This window comes from Fischerella major NIES-592 (genome assembly GCF_001904645.1).
Classification (GTDB): domain Bacteria; phylum Cyanobacteriota; class Cyanobacteriia; order Cyanobacteriales; family Nostocaceae; genus Fischerella; species Fischerella thermalis.
This window is the reverse complement of sequence record NZ_MRCA01000002.1, coordinates 244,295-261,448: the sequence shown is the minus strand read 5'-3', so window position 1 is coordinate 261,448 and position 17,154 is coordinate 244,295. Positions and strand designations below refer to the sequence as shown.

Below are 17,154 nucleotides of genomic sequence, written 5' to 3'. Positions count from 1 at the left end.
TCCCCAATCCCCAAGTACTAAAAATCCCCCCTGTCGAAAAGCCGAAACGCCACAGAGGGGATTATTGCTCAAAAATCTCCAAATTTCACACCGCCAGCATCATTGACTAGGGCAGACAACGTGCTATAATTGTCTGCGTCAATCAGGAGTGAGCATCTTGTGACTGACTGAAAGTCACTTGTAGTAGTCTGGCTCTGGCTCTGGTTGCGTCATTGTGAAGTTCGATACATCGTATAAATAGCGGGTAGCTTCCTCCTCTAGGCGATGGATCAAATAAGGCTCAATGGCGTTACCATGTCGCAGTGCGGCTAGATAACCATCCAAATACATCCGCATATCATCAGTGCGATAACCGCGATTCCATAACTCGACGAAGGCGTCAGTGAGTCTTTGGTAATAGCGGATGGTTTGTGTGTCTTGGAGCATACTGCTGTAAAAATCTCTTTGGAATGAGAATTGTAAATTATTCAAGCTGAAATGTGAAGTACGTTTCAGTTTGACACTTATTTAAAATCCCTATCTTCTGCTGTAGGTAATACCCCTGCTTGAGCTACAACCTAAACTGATCCTATTCCAGAAAAACATGAATTTGAATGGGTCGGTAAGTTATTTTTATATTTGGCTATCAAAACAACGCTTTTACATTAGCTGACGTACTTGGCTGTTGTTTGTGCCTGGCAATGTCTGTTGTTTTCAAACAGACGAAGTTTTTTGTTGGTAATCAACGAACTAGCGCAGTTACTTTTTTGGTAAGTGACAGCCTTATACCCAATGGAATAGCTAACTAAAAAAATTTTTAATGATTATAACAAAAATTTAAGAATGTTACCAACCGACCTTGAGATAAGGCTTTTAGTTTAATGCATTGGCAACTTGTGCATGATTAAATTAAAAATTATTGGCAATTGAAGTAACAAGGGTTACAAAACCCAAGACATAGGCTTTGTTACTTTGAAAGTCATGCACGCTAAGGGGTCTTGCCACCGTGGGTTCGGTTTGTATTGAAATCGTAGAGGGAAATCCCCATCTGAGGTCGTTGCTTGGCTGGCACTTGCAACAACTGGACTATCGGGTGCATCAAGCTGCAAGTGTTTATCAAGCCAGGGAAGTTTTTCTAACTCACCATCCGACACTAGTCATTTTAGATGCCGACTTGCCAGATGGAGATGGCATTGAGTTTTGCCGATGGTTGCATCGTCAGCAGCAGCCATTAATCTTAATGCTATCTGCCCGTAGTAATGAAGCTGATATTGTTGCTGGCTTGAAGGCGGGGGCAGATGATTACCTGACCAAGCCATTTGGAATGCAGGAATTTTTAGCACGGGTAGAGGCGCTAATACGCCGCAACCGTACACCTGTTGCCCCAGCTTATCTCGATTATGGAACATTGCAAATAGATTTAGTGCAACGCCGTGTCCGTTTCCAAGGAGAATTTATAGATTTAACACCACAGGAATTTAGTTTGTTATATGTTTTAGCACAAGCAGGAGGAGTACCCTTGAGTAGGTCGGAATTGCTGCGGCGTGCCTGGCCTGATGCAATTGATAATCCTCGTACCATTGATACTCACGTTTTATCGCTGCGGAAAAAAGTAGAACTTGATCCGCGACAACCTAGCTTAATTCAAACCATCCGTAATGTAGGATATCGGTTTAACATGGAGATTTTGAATACCAATTTGCCACAATCACTGACAAAGTTAACAGCAGAAAGATTCAACAATCAACCTTCAACATTGAGTAGTCAAAGGTAATAGTTGTTTGTTGGATGTTGTTTGTTGTTTGTTGTTTGGAAAAATGCATCAACAACTAACAACTATCAACTATCAACTAACTCCATTCTTCAGCAATTTGTGTTTCTGCCTGTATCAAGCTTTCTCGTAACTTAGCCCAGTTTATATCAGTAGCACTTTGATTTGCCATTAGCTGTCCCTGTTGTAAGTGCAACAGTCGATCGCAAAATAGTTCAGCCATTTCTAGCTGATGATTTACCATTAAAACTGTAGTTTGACGACTTTGGGCTAATTGATTAAGAATTGCCATCACACGAGAAGCAGTACCCACATCCAAGGCAGAGGTAGGTTCATCTAATAATAAAATTTGTGGTTGAATGATTAATGCCCGGGCGATCGCAATTAATTGCCGCTGTCCAGCAGAAAGTTGCACTTCCATTTTTCCTAACCAGTCATCGGGTATGTGCAGCTGTTCTATCCAGTTACTGAGTCTTTTCTGAATAGTCTGTTTCGGCAAACCACGTAAAACTAGAGGATACTCCAAAGCTTCTTTGACTGTCATTCCTAGCAGTTTTGACTCTTGGAGAAGCAGTGTCACACAAGCACGTAACTGTAAAACGGGTATTTGACGGTATTCCTGATGAGCTAAATAAATTTTGCCGCTAGTAGGTTCACTCAAACGGTTGAGGAGGCGTAATAAATAAGTTTTTCCCGCGCCGGATGGCCCGACAATGGCAATGCGATCGCCCTCAAATACCTCAAAGGAGATATCCTGTAATATTGGGTATCCCTGCTGTTTACCCTGTAAAGTTGTATAAAGACTAACTTTTTCTAGTCTTAGTTTTGCTGTCGGCAAAGTTTCCAAATTCAACCTTTAATCAATTATGAATTATGCCTGATGTGAATTGAAACTGTGACAAATATCTATGGTTTTAGAAATCGACCACAGATGAACACAGATGCACACAGATAGACACAGATAAACTTTCCGTTTGTGGCTAAGTGGTGGTTGCTTATTGATGGTTATTATAGTATTTATATCACCGCTAGTTCTTAGACTCTTTTTTACATTTATTTTTAACTTAAATTACCCTGATTTAGACTAATCAAAATAGTCCAAGCATCTATCAAAAGTAATATTACTGTAAATAATAGTAAAATTAAATACATCCATGGCTGTGCTAAAGGATAGACATCACTGGTATCAATACCTGTCTTTTGTTGTACCAGTTTTATCATCCGAGCAAAACCTGCCACACGCATGGGCAATAAATAAGCTTTTCCGTCTTTGCTGAGAAAATAGTAAACTAGTCCTCCTTGTCCGGTTGTGCGGGGTTTTAACTGTTCGGCTTCCGACCAAGGTAACGACCAACCTTTACGAAAAAAACGTGGAACCCAATTTGGATAAGTTACCTGAATTCCTTGGTCATCTAAAATTACACGTTCTGTTAACACTGCATACAAGCCAACTAAACCAATGGTAATCCCTAACCAAAGTAACTTTGGTGGAATAGGTGCATTTGTGACTTCAGCTAGAAAAGGTAAAGGTAGGGTTAGGGCTACATATAAACTTAAAAGCGTAATGCGAATTAGAGGAGATAGGCGAAAAATTGCAGGCGAGGTATTATCTGAGTTTGCTGTCACGGCTCATTACAATTGTTAACTTTAACTATATACTAGCTAGAATTCTATGGGTTAATAGCTCATAACGAGGGTGTGAAAAGCGAACACCGATGCACACCGATAAAAAAGACAGCCAGTCCAGGCAAAAACCATCTGTGTACCCTAGGGGAAGCCGCCCTAGGGTGCGTCTACATCCGTGTTCATCTGTGTTCATCTGTGTTCGACTAATTATTATCCCTCCCGCTACCCCATAATCTTTTTCGACCTGACAAGATTGATTCGATGTTATCAACAACTAACAAACAGCGTTTTGAGTGTAACTGTGCCATGAGGCTGTTAATTGAGGCTTCTGGGGTTGGAGTTTTATTGAGAAAGACAAGAGATTCAAGAATTTATTTTTACTCATGAAATTCAGCCATGGAGATGTGATCGTTCGTTAACAGAGCGATCGCACTTCAGGGAGATTAACTATCACTTTTTGCTTCCCAATCTCTAATTTTAACTCATCGACACGACTAAATTCAGCTACATCATAAGTTACTAAGGTCAAGTCGTTTGCTAAAGCAATAGCGACAATTTGAATATCCTAAGCACCAATAGGAGTAACTCGTTTGGCTTATTGCCAAGATTTAGTTTGATTTTATCTAGTTGAAAAGTGTTTCAATAAAGCGATCGCAACTATTAGGTCATATCTCAATTACCAAGGGAAAATGATATTAAGGTAAATACTTTTGCACCACACTCCAACCAGTTATTGATACCCAAGCAAAAGCAAAGAATATGGCAATATTAGCGCCGATGTGAATACGTCTAGCCCAAGGATGTCCAACACCAATTTGTGTAGCACTCCCAGCTGATAATAAAACTAACATCACAGTCGTTAATCCAGCCCAGAGGTGCTGTGAGTGTCCTAAAGAACCAAAGTGACCGTAAGTACCAACAATTCCAATCAGTAGTAATAATAATACCAAGCTGACCAGGCAGATACCAATTTTATAGTGGAGAGAGCGCAACCAGCTTGATTCTCTTTGCCACAACGTTCTGGCACAAAGTATACGTATACCGATGAGCGCTAATAGCACATAGGCTACTAGCGACAAACCCATTGACCACGCTGCTATTCTCCACAACCACAAAAATGAAGGTAGATCCATAATTAATGATTGTAGATGAGGAGGTGGGGAGGTGGGGAGATGGGGGAAGTGTGAGAAGTGTGAGAAGTGTGAGAAGTGTCAGAGGTGGAGAAATAGTACTAACTACTAACCACTAACCACTAACCACTAACCACTAACCACTAATCAATGACCAATAACAAATGACTATAAATGAAAAAGGGCTGCTAAATGATGCAACCCTGCCAGAAATTAAATGAATTTTCTTAATCAACGGATACGAAACCAGCTACTGTTAAGGGTTTTGTTGTATCTTCGGTTCTTGTATTAATTGGCTGTGCCATCGTTTTTTTATTGATAGAGTCACTTGCTTGTTCTGAGCCTTCCAACTCATAACTGCTAGGTTCGTTGAGTGCAAGGCGATCGCACGGAATTCTATCCGACAAAATTGCACTTGCCATCATACCCGTATGAATTTCAAGTTGAGCTTCAACGGGTGCTTCAAACACTAGCCTTTGTCCAGGGAAAACAACCCTTTCAAAGTACCAGTTAGGAATGTTAGAGATGCGAGCCACCTGGATTTTGCTCGTGGCATTTACGTAACAGCAGAGAATCTTTCCCGATTGCTCCGGTGGTAGAGGATCTAATATTTGAGCCATAACTGCTGAGGAGCTTTACGCCACATTTTTATCTTACATATGCAACGCTAACACTGAGTGATCCCCAGTTGCTGTAACCCCGACTACCAACTGAAGTTTTCTAAATTATTTCTACCTAAAGAAATACAGACTTTACTTATGAAATTTTCGTAAAAATCTATGCTTTTATCGCAATTATACATTATGCGTGAACAATTCATCAATAATTTAGAGGTAAATCAATCAGGTGTAACTCTTATGGACATTGGGATCAGGACAAAGCAAATAACTTACACTTTTTTCTCCTGTTGATTGCGTGATTCCATTCATTAAAAACTGTCTAGTTACTTTACATTAACCTTAAGACTTATTTTTTATTTTTCCTGCTCAGACGTATCAAGTGCAGCTTATCGCTTACAGAATGAACTCAATGTTATTGTAAAGCTATAGATATATTACTTTCATAAAACTTAACTTATGCTATGCATTTGTGATACCGGACAATATTAGCTATTTTGCTCATCATTTAAAAAATGTCTCTACCAATAATCGTCATTAATGTCAAGTACGATTGTGATAGAAGACAAAAATCAAAACAAACCGATTACAGAACCAAAATTTGCTCTTTTACCCCAGACAATCGGCAAGATGGAAGCTAAAACATTCAACAGGATTCTCTATGTTCGCCTTCCTTGTAACCCCATCTTTCCTATTGGGGTTGTATATCTTAGCGATCATGTCCACAAACAGTTTCCTAACATTGAACAGCGGATCTTTGATTTAGGAACAGTGCCACCTCTAGATTATGCTAAAGCCCTAGATCGCTGTATCGATGAATTTCAGCCGACACTGCTAGTATTCTCATGGCGGGATATTCAAATTTATGCACCAGTAGGTGGACGTGGCGGTAATCCACTACAGTATACCTTTGAGTTTTTCTACTCCCGCAATCCATTTCTCAAGCTACAGGGAGCAATGGGTTTGCTGCGGATTGCATCAGGATACTACGGCGAACTGTGGCGGAATCTAGGCTTACTAAAGCGGGGTATCAAACGCGCTCAACGTTATCACCCTAATGCTCGTGTAATTGTCGGTGGTGGTGCAGTCAGCGTCTTTTACGAACAACTAGGCAAAAGCTTACCAAAAGGGACTATTGTCTCTGTGGGTGAAGGCGAAACTTTGCTGACAAAACTACTGAGCGGACAAGAATTTCGGGATGAAAGGTGTTATGTTGTTGGCGAAGAAAAACCACGCGATCGCCTCATTCATGAACAACCCACACCATTAGAGAAAACCGCTTGTAACTACGAATATATCGAAACAATCTGGCCAGAGTTTAAATATTACCTGCAAGACGGAGACTTTTACATTGGTGTCCAAACCAAACGCGGCTGTCCTCACAACTGTTGCTATTGTGTTTACACCGTTGTTGAAGGTAAGCAAGTACGCATTAATCCCGCCGATGAAGTCGTTGCCGAAATGCGACAATTATATGACCGCGGTGTTCGCAATTTCTGGTTTACCGATGCCCAATTTATCCCCGCCCGCAAATTTATCGATGATGCGGTTGAACTCTTACAAAAAATCGTCGATTCGGGAATGACAGACATTCACTGGGCAGCATATATTCGGGCTGATAACCTCACACCCGAGTTATGTGAATTGATGGTGAAAACCGGAATGAACTACTTTGAAATCGGTATCACCAGCGGTTCCCAAGAATTGGTGCGGAAAATGCGGATGGGCTACAATCTCCGTACTGTTTTACAAAACTGTCGGGATTTAAAAGCCGCTGGGTTTAACGACTTAGTTTCAGTGAATTATTCTTTTAATGTGATTGACGAACGTCCAGAAACAATTCGTCAAACTATTGCCTACCACCGCGAACTAGAACGGATTTTTGGTGCAGATAAAGTCGAACCTGCCATCTTCTTTATCGGATTGCAACCCCACACCCGCCTAGAAGAATATGCTTTCAAAGAAAATATTCTCAAACCAGGGTACGATCCGATGAACATCACACCTTGGACTGTCCAAAAGATGCTGTGGAACCCCGAACCCCTTGGTTCCTTCTTTGGCGAAGTCTGCTTACAAGCTTGGCAACAAAACCCCAACGACTTTGGACGCGAAGTTATGAAAATATTAGAGGAAAGACTAGGGTGTGCTGAACTAGAAGAAGCACTTTCTGCACCCATCGAAACAAAACCAAAACAATTGGTGGGTGTTTGATAGCAAAAGTCTATTTTTAATAAAACTAACACAGATGAACACCGATAAAATCGGTGTTCATCTGTGTGCATCTGTGTTCGTAATTAACCTAATTCGCTCCCATGTTTAAAAACGTGGGTTCCCTTTGAAAAAATCTTTTGCCTGTCTCTACTCTACATCTTCTTATCCATCATAAAATCAAATTCATCGTAAGGTTTAGCATATCTAACTGCTAGACGGAAGTCGCTAGGTTGGGATGTCTTCCATGCCCAGTGATACCACCTCCTTTCGTTTGCGGGAATTTCATAGGAGGCTAATTTTCCATCTTTCTCTATCGATCTCCACTGATTTTCCGATTCATTATGTCCCTTTACTTGGAAACTAATAATAGGACCGTAGTATATCTGACAATAATTTTGTCCTCCAATTGGGCAAGATGAATCAGATGAACTTTGATAAGAGACTACATGATTGTTGTAAGTATTTTGTACTGACTTAGCACAAATTTTCCCCCGCCATTCTTTAATATTGTTCCATCTAGCGTAGTAACGATAACGGGGTTGTCCCCAACACTGTCCACTAGCAGCAGGATTAAGACAGTCTGTTTTGAAAGCAGAATAATTATTAGGTGTTTTGTCTGTCCTGATAAATGGATTATTTGATAAAAATCCACCTGCTATTGAAGAAGTAAAGTTATCGTTATTACAAGCCAAATCTCCACTTTGTGCCTGAGTTGATGGTGGTTGAGTAATAGTTTGGTTTGTATCTATTTTTTGTTCTACAGCATCACTGGGAAGGTTACGCAAAACACCGGGTTCAGGTGTAGGATTTTGAGTCTCTGGAACATCCTCTACAGCATCCCGTGCTTGTGCTATGGGAACATACACATTACTTACTGCTAAATTTGTGACTACAAAAATAGCAACAGTGACAATAAAAATTGCCAAGATTCTAATTCTTCGCTTCATGGTCTGAATCCGTGTTCTTAAGCGATTCAAAGTTTACTGAGTGTGGAGTTTGGGTACAGCATAGTAGCAGCGATAGAATAACAGAGGTCCATTTGAACCTTGGACAGCATAAGGTTTGCATACTGCATAGGGTTCTTTAGAAGGATATGGAAGACAAAAATAAGGAAAGTCGCAAAGTTCTCTTGGATATGATTGACTTGGCTGGGAAGACAAATCATTAGATCCAATAGGGTTTACTGGGACTGTATTTCCAGTATTAGGCGTTTGAATCACCTGAGTTTGAGAGTAGGCTGCGGAAGCGGAGACAGCTAAAACAGTAGCTACGACAAAAGGAATGGACTGTTTTGGAAATTTCATGGTTTAACTGACTGAATAGAATCATTGGGTTTTGAATCAGAAAGATTTGCTTTACAAGGTTCTGTCTCACCCGTGTTTGCACTCCTCTCTAACCCTTCCCGCTTGCGGGGCTACGGTGTACACACAAGTCTGAAATAGCTTATGAATCCTGGTTTTACCCCACCCTAACCCTCCCCTTGTAAAGGAGAGGGAACTGGATCTTTTGTTTCCCCCCGAATATCGGGGGGATTAAGGGGGGTAAATCCAACTTGTGTATACACGGCTTGCGGGTGGGATATTCTGTACCTCACAAAGAGTTGAAATCTGCTGTAAATGCATTTGTTAGTAAAGGTGAGAAAGCTCCTGTAGCTAATCGGCTTTGGCTACACCAACTTGACTTTCTACATTTTTAAGGTGGCTTACTTTACCTAAATGTCACAAGATCGGTTTCGGATCAGCAGCAGTTATAAGAACTGATCTTGACAATTGAAATTTTACGTAAATAGCAAATAAAAACTTGATTTCTAAATAGATATGCGATCGCAAAAGTATTCTTTTGCAATAATTATGTCTACTCTCAAAGCATCTGTGTATGGAAGAGCGAAAATTAAACAAGCAAGAATTGAAAAAGGCTGGACAATCGACAACCCTAGATGGCTTCAGCAAGCAAGTAAAGTTTTAGGAACAGATTCGGAAGCAGAGGGTTTTCTTGCTGAGGGAATTTCTGAAGGAACTTGGAAGCGTTTTTTAGCAGGAAAAGTGCCTATTAATGCTGGAGCTTTTAAAGCTTACTGTCAAGTTTTAGGATTGAACTGGAACGAAATTGTTGAACGCAACGGACAGCAGGATTGGGGAGAAGCACCCGATGTATCGATTTTCTTTGGTCGTACAGAGGAATTGCATACCCTCAAACAATGGATTGTTCAAGATAACTGCCGTTTGCTGTTATTGTTAGGCATGGGTGGAATCGGTAAAACTGCTCTTGCTGCCAAATTAGTACAGCAACTTCAAAATGAATTTGATTTTATTATTTGGCGAAGTCTTCGTAACGCTCCTTTGGTAGAAGAGATTTTAGCAGAAGTAATTCATTTTTTCTCCAACCAACAAGAAACACAATTACCAAGCAGCTTGGATGGAAAAATCTTGCGGTTGATGAATTACCTACGTACTAGGCGCTGTTTGCTTGTTTTAGATAATATTGAGGCGGTACTCCAAAGTGGCGATCGCACTGGAGGTTATCGTCAAGGGTACTCCGGCTATGGTCAGATGCTGCAATGTATTGCAGATACAAGCCACAACAGTTGCTTAATCCTGACCTCTCGTGAAAAACCGCGAGGATTTGCGACATCCGAAGGCGAAAATTTACCTGTCCACAGCTTACAACTAACTGGTTTACCTTTGAGTGCTGTTCGCGAAATTTTCTCTACTAAAGGGTCTTTTACTGGTTTAGAAACAGAATGGCAAGTTTTGATTTCCCATTATGCAGGAAATCCCTTAGCATTAAAGATTGTAGCTTCCGCGATTCGGGATTGTTTTGATAGTAATATTTCCGAATTTTTAAAATTTTTAAATCAAGGTACATTCGTCTTTGACGATATTCGCGATTTATTAGATAGACAATTTCAGCGTTTGAGTAAATTAGAACAAGATATTATGTACTGGCTTGCTATCAATAGAGAGCCAATTATATTGTTAGAACTACAAGATAATTTTATTGCCAACATTCCCCAGAGTGAAATTATGCAGGCGATCGCTTGTTTGCAAAGGCGGTCATTAATTGAAAAAAATGCTGCTTATTTCACCCAGCAACCTGTTGTCATGGAGTACGTAACCGCTCAATTGATCGAGAAAGTTTATACAGAAATACTTTCCGGGCAACTGGAATTATTTACTACTCATGCTTTGGTTTTAGCTACTGCTAAAGATTATATTAAAGATAGTCAAATTTGCTTGATACTACTACCAGTAATTGAGAAATTGCTTGCCAGTTTTGGCTCTGCCAAAAATATAGAAAATCACTGTCAAAAAATTCTCGCGACATTAAGGAGTGAATCTTTAAGAGAAACCGGATATATTAGTGGCAATCTCATCAATTTGCTACGTCAGTTAGACATAGATTTAAGTGGTTACAACTTTTCTCAGCTTCGGGTTTGGCAAGCTAATCTTCAAGGAATAAAATTGCATAATGTCAATTTTACTAATTCAGATTTAACAAAATCTGTTTTTTCTGAGATTTTGGTTGCTGTGTTATCTTTAGCCTTAAGTCCAGATGGTAAATTGTTAGCGACAGGTGATGCCAATGGTAATGTTTACTTGTGGCAAGTGCAAACAGGAAAGCATCTTCTGACCTTAAGAGGACATACCAACCAAGTCTTTTCCGTTGCTTTTAGTCCTCAAGGAAATATTCTTGCCAGTGGCAGTTTTGACTCTTTATTAAAAATTTGGGATGTTAGCAGCGGCAAAGAAATTAGAACTTACACGGGACATAATCATGGAATATCTTCTGTTACTTTTAGTCCAGATGGTAAAGTTGTCGCCAGTGCAGGACTAGATGGTCTAGTCAAACTCTGGGATGTGAGTACAACGGCTTGCATCGATACTTTTTATGGACATAGTAATCAAGTACTTTCTGTTGCTTTTAGTCCTGAAGGGAAAATATTAGCCAGTGGTAGTTTAGACTGTTCCATTAAACTTTGGGATGTTCACGGTGGCACAGAAATTAAAACTTTTCTTGTACACAATCACAGCATATTGTCATTAGCCTTTAGCTGTGATGGTAAAACATTAGCTAGTGGTAGTTTAGACTGTTCCATTAAACTTTGGAATATTCGTACTGCTCAAGAAATTAAAACTTTCACCGGACATACTCGCGGAATATTTTCAGTTGCATTTAGTCCCAATGGTAGTACTTTAGTTAGTGGTAGTGCCGACAAAACAGTGAAGCTATGGGATGTCAGTACTGGTATCTGTCTGAAAACTTATACTGGACACACTAATACTGTTCCCTCAGTAGCATTTCATGCAGAAGGGAATATCGTAGCCAGTGGGAGTACAGACCAAACAGTAAAGTTATGGGATACCAACACTGGAATTTGCCTCAGAACTTGTAAAGGTTATAGTAACAATATATACTCTGTGTCTTTTAGTCCAGATGGTGAAAAATTAGCCAGTGGCAATGCCGATAAAACAGTAAGATTGTGGGATATCATAACTGGTAAATGCCTAAGTACTTTGTCTGGTCATACTTCTCAAGTCTTTTCCGTAGCATTTAGTTATGACGGAAAAACCCTGGCAAGTGGCAGTTTTGACTCCACTGTTAAACTTTGGGACGCTAGCACAGGAGAATATTTAAAAACTTATCAAGGTCATACTGACTGGGTACATTCAGTCACATTTAGTCCTGACAGCAAAAACATAGCAAGTGGCAGTTTTGATAACTCTATAAAGCTTTGGGATGTGAGTAGTAATGTAGAGGTGAGAACTTTCCAAGGACATAGCGAAGGAGTATTTACAGTCGCATTTAGTAGGGACGGTAAAACATTAGCCAGTGGGAGTATAGACGCCTCAGTCAAACTTTGGCATATTAGCAATGACATAGAAATGAGGACATTAAAAGGGCATAGCAATTATGTCTTCTGTGTCGTCCAGAGTCCGACTGGTTGTATTCTGGCTAGTGGTAGTGCCGATCAGACCGTGAGACTATGGGATATCAACACAGGTGAATGTCTCTACATTTGTGAAGGGCATACTAGCTGGGTAAATTCCCTTGCCTTCAGCCCTTGTGGAAAAATCTTAGCCAGTGGTAGTGCAGACCAGTCAGTAAGATTATGGGATATTAATACAGGTGAATGTGTAGGCATTTATTATGGACACGCTCAACCCGTGCAATCAGTTGCCTTCAGTCCTCAAGGCAAGATACTCGCCACTGGCTCCCAAGATGAGACAATAAAAGTCTGGGATATCAAAACAGGTGAGTGCCTAAAAACTTTAAAAACTCCTAGATTATATGAAGGCATGAATATTACAGGAGCTTATGGTTTAACTACAGCACAAAAATCTACCCTGATAGCTTTGGGTGCTTTAGCTTAAGTTTTTTACAGAATATTAGGACTCTAATTAGATAGCATAATTCAGTATCAAACTGTAAACTAAAGTGTCATAAGCCCTTATTTTCCCTCATTGCCCAGAGGCATCACTCGCGGTTCGTTTAATCAAACCTCATGTTAGAAGGCTCCATACTCCAACAGCTGGAAATAGCTCATCGCCATAGCAAAAGACCGATTAGATTCGGGGTGTACTATAAAAATACCCTAGTCGCCCTCTGCCATGCTCTAGAAGACCATATACTGAATGATGTCACCTCACCCTTGGTAATTACCGCCTTTGAACGAGGAAAATGGTATCTCCAAGAGGCAGAACGATACGCAGACATCGCCAAAAAATCGTGTCAAATAGCCATCATGGCAGCCCCAGATACTGGCTGGGCAGAACATTCCACGAGTCAGTTACCTAATGTCAACTTAGTTGCTTTAGATCCGGCTGATCCGGTAGCCCAAGAATGGCACTTGATTATTTTATCACCTAAATACACAGCAATGGTAATTTGTCAAGAATTATCTGCTGCTGATTATGGTAGTTCTGGATTGCCTGGGTCAGATTTAGAAAGAAAATTTTACGGCTTGTGGACATTTGAACCAGAGTTAGTCAAAGAAACAGCCACATTAGCGATCGCTCACATCCAACGCTACAATCCACAATTAGCAGCAAAACTCACTGCTGATCAAAAAGCTATTCAACCTAGCTTAGCTACACCAGAAGAATTAAGTGCAGTAGTTTCCCGCGTAGTTGATTACCTCCAAACCGAGCAAGTAAACATATCCGTTCCCACCACCATCCGCCACCAAGCCCTAGATAATAACCTAGTTTCTAATGAAATCCAGGCATTTTTGCGGATGGCACAAATTATAGATGCTGCTGATATAACCAATCCCATGGCAGCAGCAGAAGTTGTAGCGTTAGCAGAAACAATGGGGCAACTTTTAGATTTACCTGCATGGCAAATCAAAAGATTGCGCTTAGCCGGATTACTACACCGTATAGAGCCACTGCAAAGAGTAGAAAGTGTACTCACTTCTGGTATCACTACCTCTTACCAAGAAGATGCACCCAGTTGTCCCTTAACTTGTCCTCTTGTACCAGGCGTGCAGGTACTGCGAACCATGCCCAGGCTACGAGCAGTAGCACAAATTATCACTCACCAAAGCGAGTGGTGGGATGGAACTGGTGAACCTGCGGGACTAGCTGGCGATCAAATTCCTCTAGAATCGAGAATTTTGGCGCTCATAGTTGAATTTCAATGGCGAGTGCATCAAAAACAATCATCTCAGTTAAGCCGTGAAGAAATCATCAATCAAGCTTTAGAAGAATGCAGACAACAATCGCGACGGTTCGATCCAAAACTGATAGATGCCTTGACACTATTAGTTATGGGCTTACAACAAGGACTAGAGTTACCCATAATTACACCCAAAGTCAGTACAGGTATGTGGTTATTGGATTCTCGACTAGAGAGTGAAACCAAAAATAGTGTAGAAACAAACCAAAATTCACATATTAATTCCTAGCAAATTATACCCATAAAAACTCAGCGTACCTCTGCGCTTTCCTCAGCGTCCCTCTGCGTTTCCAAAATTACGACTTCACCCAAACCTCCAATTAACTGTTAAATAAATTTTTTAACAACCACATGAACATCGAAGCTATTAAATCAGGAAAAACCAAGCACTTAGCAGGAGCCAACTTAGAAGACGAAGATTTATCAAACTTGGATTTAAACCGCATCAATTTTGCTGGTGCTACTCTTGTAGGTACAAATTTTACTGCTTCTAAACTTGAAGGCGCCCATTTGGAAGGTGCAAATTTAATGGGAGCAAACCTACAAGCAACTGATTTGCGCGCTAATTTAATGGGTGCGAATTTAATGCAAGCAGATTTGACAGGCGCTGACTTACGGGGTAGCAATTTACGTGGTGCTAATTTAATGGGGGCGAGACTGAGTGAAGTATCTTTTGCTGGTGCTTTTCTCAGTGGTGCAAATTTGATGAATGTCAACTTACAAGGGGTTGACTTGCGGGGTGCTGACTTGCGAGGTGCCAACCTTACAGGAGCTAATCTCAAAGGTGCAGACTTAAGTCGTACAGATTTACAAGGGGCGTTATTGAGTGAAGCAAATTTAGAAGAAGCAGACTTGAGAGAGGCAAATCTAGCAGGGGCAAATTTGACGGGTGCAAATTTACTGTGTGCAGAGTTAGAAGGGGCAAATTTAAGTGGAGTGAATTTAGATCGGGCTTGCTTAGTGGGGACAATGGCTGAGGTTACTTCTTAAACAAAAGTAACTAAAATATTATTTTTTCAGTAATCAAACGGTTGAGCATTGATGTTGATTAATACAATCACATTAGCTTTAGCCCTACTGGTTCAACCTTATGCTGGTCAATGGAACAATCCTGCGTAATCACTACCAGATAGTCCAACAACTGGGGAGTGGTGGATTTGCTGACACATATTTAGCAAAAGATATGGATTTACCCACTTATGCCCAATGTGTGGTCAAACACCTAAAACCAACCAGTCCCGATCCATCTGTTTTACCTATTGCCAGAAGATTGTTTGAAACAGAAGCACAAGTTTTGTACCAATTAGGGCAAAATGATCGAATACCAAGGCTGTTTGCTCACTTTGAAGAAAATGGCGAATTTTATTTAGTTCAGGAATTTGTTGATGGGCATGATTTGAGCAAAGAACTGACTCCTGGTAGGCGTTTTAGTGAAAATGAAGTTGTCAGACTGTTGCAGGAAATCTTAGAAGTATTGGCGATCGTCCATCAGCGCAATATCATCCACCGAGATATTAAACCCCAAAATTTAATGCGGCGTCGAAGTGATGGAAAGATTGTTCTGATTGATTTTGGGGCAGTTAAAGAGATTGGCAGTTTAGCATTGAATACTCAAGGTCAGGTCAGATCTACCATTGCGATCGGTACTGCTGGCTATATGCCAAGTGAACAAGCTAATCGTGACCCCAAATTATGCAGCGATATCTATGCGGTGGGTATGATTGGTATCCAAGCTCTCACAGGCTTGATGCCGCAACAGTTACTGATGGATAATACAACAGGTGAATTGATTTGGCGCAATTATGTACAGGTGAGCGATAAGCTAGCCAATATTTTAACCACAATGGTACGCTATCACTTTAGCCAACGCTACCAGTCTGCATCTGAGGCATTACAAGCGCTAAATGCAATAACACCACATTCACAACCACATTCACAACCTTTTGTATCTTCTACACTAACTGCTATAGTTTCACAAATTCCCAAACCATTACTATGGGGAAGTTTAATTGGACTAGGTGGATTGGGAATAGGAGTTATTTCTATTGTCGCTCTACTAAGTCGTTCTCCATCTCCACCACCGGTAACAACTTCAACTCCGTCACTAATAGCTAGTTCTCCTACACCAGCAGATACATCAACCACAGCATCAACTTCCCCTACCTCTTCAGAAAATGTCAATTTTGCCATTCAAGCACAATTTGATAGTGTTGGTAGTTTTTCTGAAGGGCTTGCAGAGGTAAAGGTAGACGGTAAGTGGGGCTATATTGACAAGAGTGGCAAAATAGTAATTCAACCGCAGTTTGACGACGTGAGTAAATTCTCTGAAGGACTAGCAAAAGCATGGATTGCGGGACAAAACTGGGGCTATATCGATAAGACCGGAAACTTTGTCATCCCTCAGCAATTTACTAAAGACAATGCAAATAATTTTTCTGAGGGGCTAGCAAGGGCATGTGTTGTCAGTACTTGTGGTTTTATTGATAAAACAGGGAATTTTGTCATTGAGAGAAAATTCACTGGTGCTGGCGATTTTAAAGAAGGGCTAGCACCCGTCAAGAATCGTGGTAAATGGGGTTTTATTGACAAAAGCGGTAACCTCATTACCCAGATACAGTTTGATGGTGTTGGGAACTTTTCTGAAGGACATGCGGAGGTCAAGATTGGTGACAAATGGGGTTACATCGACAAGACAGGTAAAATCGTAATTCAGCCACAATTTGATGATGGTTATCGCTTTGCCGAAGGACTGGCGAGAGTCAAGATTGGTGACAAATGGGGTTACATCGACAAGACAGGTAAAATCATAATTCAACCGCAATTTGATCATGCTTATAATTTTTCTGAAGGCTTAGCAGGGATAAAGACGAATGGTAAATGGGGCTACATTGACAAGCGTGGCACAGTCGTGATCCAACCACTATTTACTGAAGCTTACAACTTTTTTGAAGAACTAGCTCCGGTTAAATTTGACAATAAGTGGGGCTATATTAACAAAAATGGTAACTTCGTAATTCAACCACAATTTAACAGTGCTGGAACCTTTTCTGAAGGGTTGGCATGGATTGATAGTGAAAAAGATGGCTATATTCGCAATCCCTTAACAGTTCAGTAATTACGTCAGAAAATTTTAGATTCACCC

13 protein-coding genes are annotated in these 17,154 nt (G+C 40.6%); 6 read left to right on the top strand and 7 right to left on the bottom strand.

Annotation, left to right across the window (positions count from 1 at the left end; genetic code table 11):
• Positions 1-174 precede the first annotated feature (174 nt).
• A complete protein-coding gene (locus tag NIES592_RS05010) occupies positions 175-426 on the bottom strand; it encodes a DUF6761 family protein (protein WP_009456072.1) in 252 nt (83 codons plus the stop codon).
• 559 nt (positions 427-985) lie between these two features.
• On the opposite strand from NIES592_RS05010, the gene NIES592_RS05005 reads away from it, so the two are divergent.
• Positions 986-1,753, top strand: a complete 768-nt coding sequence (locus NIES592_RS05005) for a response regulator transcription factor (RefSeq protein ID WP_009456070.1) — start codon at positions 986-988, stop codon at positions 1,751-1,753.
• Between the two features lie 76 nt (positions 1,754-1,829).
• On the opposite strand, the gene NIES592_RS05000 is transcribed toward NIES592_RS05005, so the two are convergent.
• From NIES592_RS05000 to NIES592_RS04985, 4 genes are all read right to left on the bottom strand, one after another.
• Positions 1,830-2,597, bottom strand: coding sequence for an ABC transporter ATP-binding protein (locus NIES592_RS05000; protein WP_062250379.1), 768 nt, complete (start codon positions 2,595-2,597; stop codon positions 1,830-1,832).
• Between the two features lie 212 nt (positions 2,598-2,809).
• The gene (locus NIES592_RS04995) at positions 2,810-3,376 is read right to left on the bottom strand and encodes a hypothetical protein (protein WP_073555098.1); all 567 of its coding nucleotides are present in this window, start codon (positions 3,374-3,376) and stop codon (positions 2,810-2,812) included.
• Positions 3,377-4,071: 695 nt separating this feature from the next.
• Positions 4,072-4,509 (bottom strand): DUF4079 domain-containing protein, encoded by a 438-nt coding sequence (locus NIES592_RS04990; protein ID WP_073555097.1) that lies wholly within the window; start codon positions 4,507-4,509, stop codon positions 4,072-4,074.
• 224 nt (positions 4,510-4,733) lie between these two features.
• Positions 4,734-5,126 carry a DUF1830 domain-containing protein gene (locus NIES592_RS04985; RefSeq protein ID WP_009456061.1) on the bottom strand — a complete coding sequence of 131 codons (393 nt, stop codon included), beginning with the start codon at positions 5,124-5,126 and terminating at the stop codon, positions 4,734-4,736.
• Between the two features lie 627 nt (positions 5,127-5,753).
• Here NIES592_RS04985 and NIES592_RS04980 point away from each other — a divergent pair.
• A complete protein-coding gene (locus NIES592_RS04980; protein WP_073555312.1) occupies positions 5,754-7,334 on the top strand; it encodes a photosystem II high light acclimation radical SAM protein in 1,581 nt (526 codons plus the stop codon).
• Positions 7,335-7,486: 152 nt separating this feature from the next.
• Here the strand turns inward: NIES592_RS04980 and NIES592_RS04975 are convergent, their stop codons facing one another.
• Together NIES592_RS04975 and NIES592_RS04970 are read right to left on the bottom strand one after the other, a co-directional pair.
• Entirely contained in the window at positions 7,487-8,281 is a 795-nt protein-coding gene (locus NIES592_RS04975; RefSeq protein WP_073555096.1) for a hypothetical protein, read from the bottom strand.
• Positions 8,282-8,314: 33 nt separating this feature from the next.
• Complete coding sequence (locus NIES592_RS04970; protein ID WP_073555095.1) at positions 8,315-8,638, bottom strand: hypothetical protein; 324 nt, start codon at positions 8,636-8,638, stop codon at positions 8,315-8,317.
• Between the two features lie 546 nt (positions 8,639-9,184).
• Between NIES592_RS04970 and NIES592_RS04965 the strand changes: the two genes are divergently transcribed.
• From NIES592_RS04965 to NIES592_RS04950, 4 genes are all read left to right on the top strand, one after another.
• On the top strand, positions 9,185-12,706 hold the full coding sequence (locus tag NIES592_RS04965) for an eIF2A-related protein (protein WP_073555311.1): 3,522 nt from the start codon (positions 9,185-9,187) through the stop codon (positions 12,704-12,706).
• Between the two features lie 131 nt (positions 12,707-12,837).
• A complete protein-coding gene (locus NIES592_RS04960; protein ID WP_073555094.1) occupies positions 12,838-14,241 on the top strand; it encodes a DICT sensory domain-containing protein in 1,404 nt (467 codons plus the stop codon).
• A gap of 122 nt (positions 14,242-14,363) precedes the next feature.
• Positions 14,364-15,002 carry a pentapeptide repeat-containing protein gene (locus tag NIES592_RS04955; RefSeq protein ID WP_062243053.1) on the top strand — a complete coding sequence of 213 codons (639 nt, stop codon included), beginning with the start codon at positions 14,364-14,366 and terminating at the stop codon, positions 15,000-15,002.
• A gap of 100 nt (positions 15,003-15,102) precedes the next feature.
• The gene (locus NIES592_RS04950) at positions 15,103-17,127 is read left to right on the top strand and encodes a WG repeat-containing protein (RefSeq protein WP_073555093.1); all 2,025 of its coding nucleotides are present in this window, start codon (positions 15,103-15,105) and stop codon (positions 17,125-17,127) included.
• The last annotated feature ends 27 nt before the right edge of the window (positions 17,128-17,154 follow it).

What these genes read in the sequence shown, in the direction of transcription:
- NIES592_RS04965 (WP_073555311.1), top strand. Translation starts at nt 9,185, where the DNA reads ATGTCTACTCTCAAAGCATCTGTGTATGGAAGAGCGAAAATTAAACAA.
- NIES592_RS04960 (WP_073555094.1), top strand. Translation starts at nt 12,838, where the DNA reads ATGTTAGAAGGCTCCATACTCCAACAGCTGGAAATAGCTCATCGCCAT.
- NIES592_RS04990 (WP_073555097.1), bottom strand. Translation starts at nt 4,509, where the DNA reads ATGGATCTACCTTCATTTTTGTGGTTGTGGAGAATAGCAGCGTGGTCA.
- NIES592_RS04985 (WP_009456061.1), bottom strand. Translation starts at nt 5,126, where the DNA reads ATGGCTCAAATATTAGATCCTCTACCACCGGAGCAATCGGGAAAGATT.
- NIES592_RS04980 (WP_073555312.1), top strand. Translation starts at nt 5,754, where the DNA reads ATGGAAGCTAAAACATTCAACAGGATTCTCTATGTTCGCCTTCCTTGT.
- NIES592_RS05010 (WP_009456072.1), bottom strand. Translation starts at nt 426, where the DNA reads ATGCTCCAAGACACACAAACCATCCGCTATTACCAAAGACTCACTGAC.
- NIES592_RS04955 (WP_062243053.1), top strand. Translation starts at nt 14,364, where the DNA reads ATGAACATCGAAGCTATTAAATCAGGAAAAACCAAGCACTTAGCAGGA.
- NIES592_RS04975 (WP_073555096.1), bottom strand. Translation starts at nt 8,281, where the DNA reads ATGAAGCGAAGAATTAGAATCTTGGCAATTTTTATTGTCACTGTTGCT.
- NIES592_RS04950 (WP_073555093.1), top strand. Translation starts at nt 15,103, where the DNA reads ATGCTGGTCAATGGAACAATCCTGCGTAATCACTACCAGATAGTCCAA.
- NIES592_RS04970 (WP_073555095.1), bottom strand. Translation starts at nt 8,638, where the DNA reads ATGAAATTTCCAAAACAGTCCATTCCTTTTGTCGTAGCTACTGTTTTA.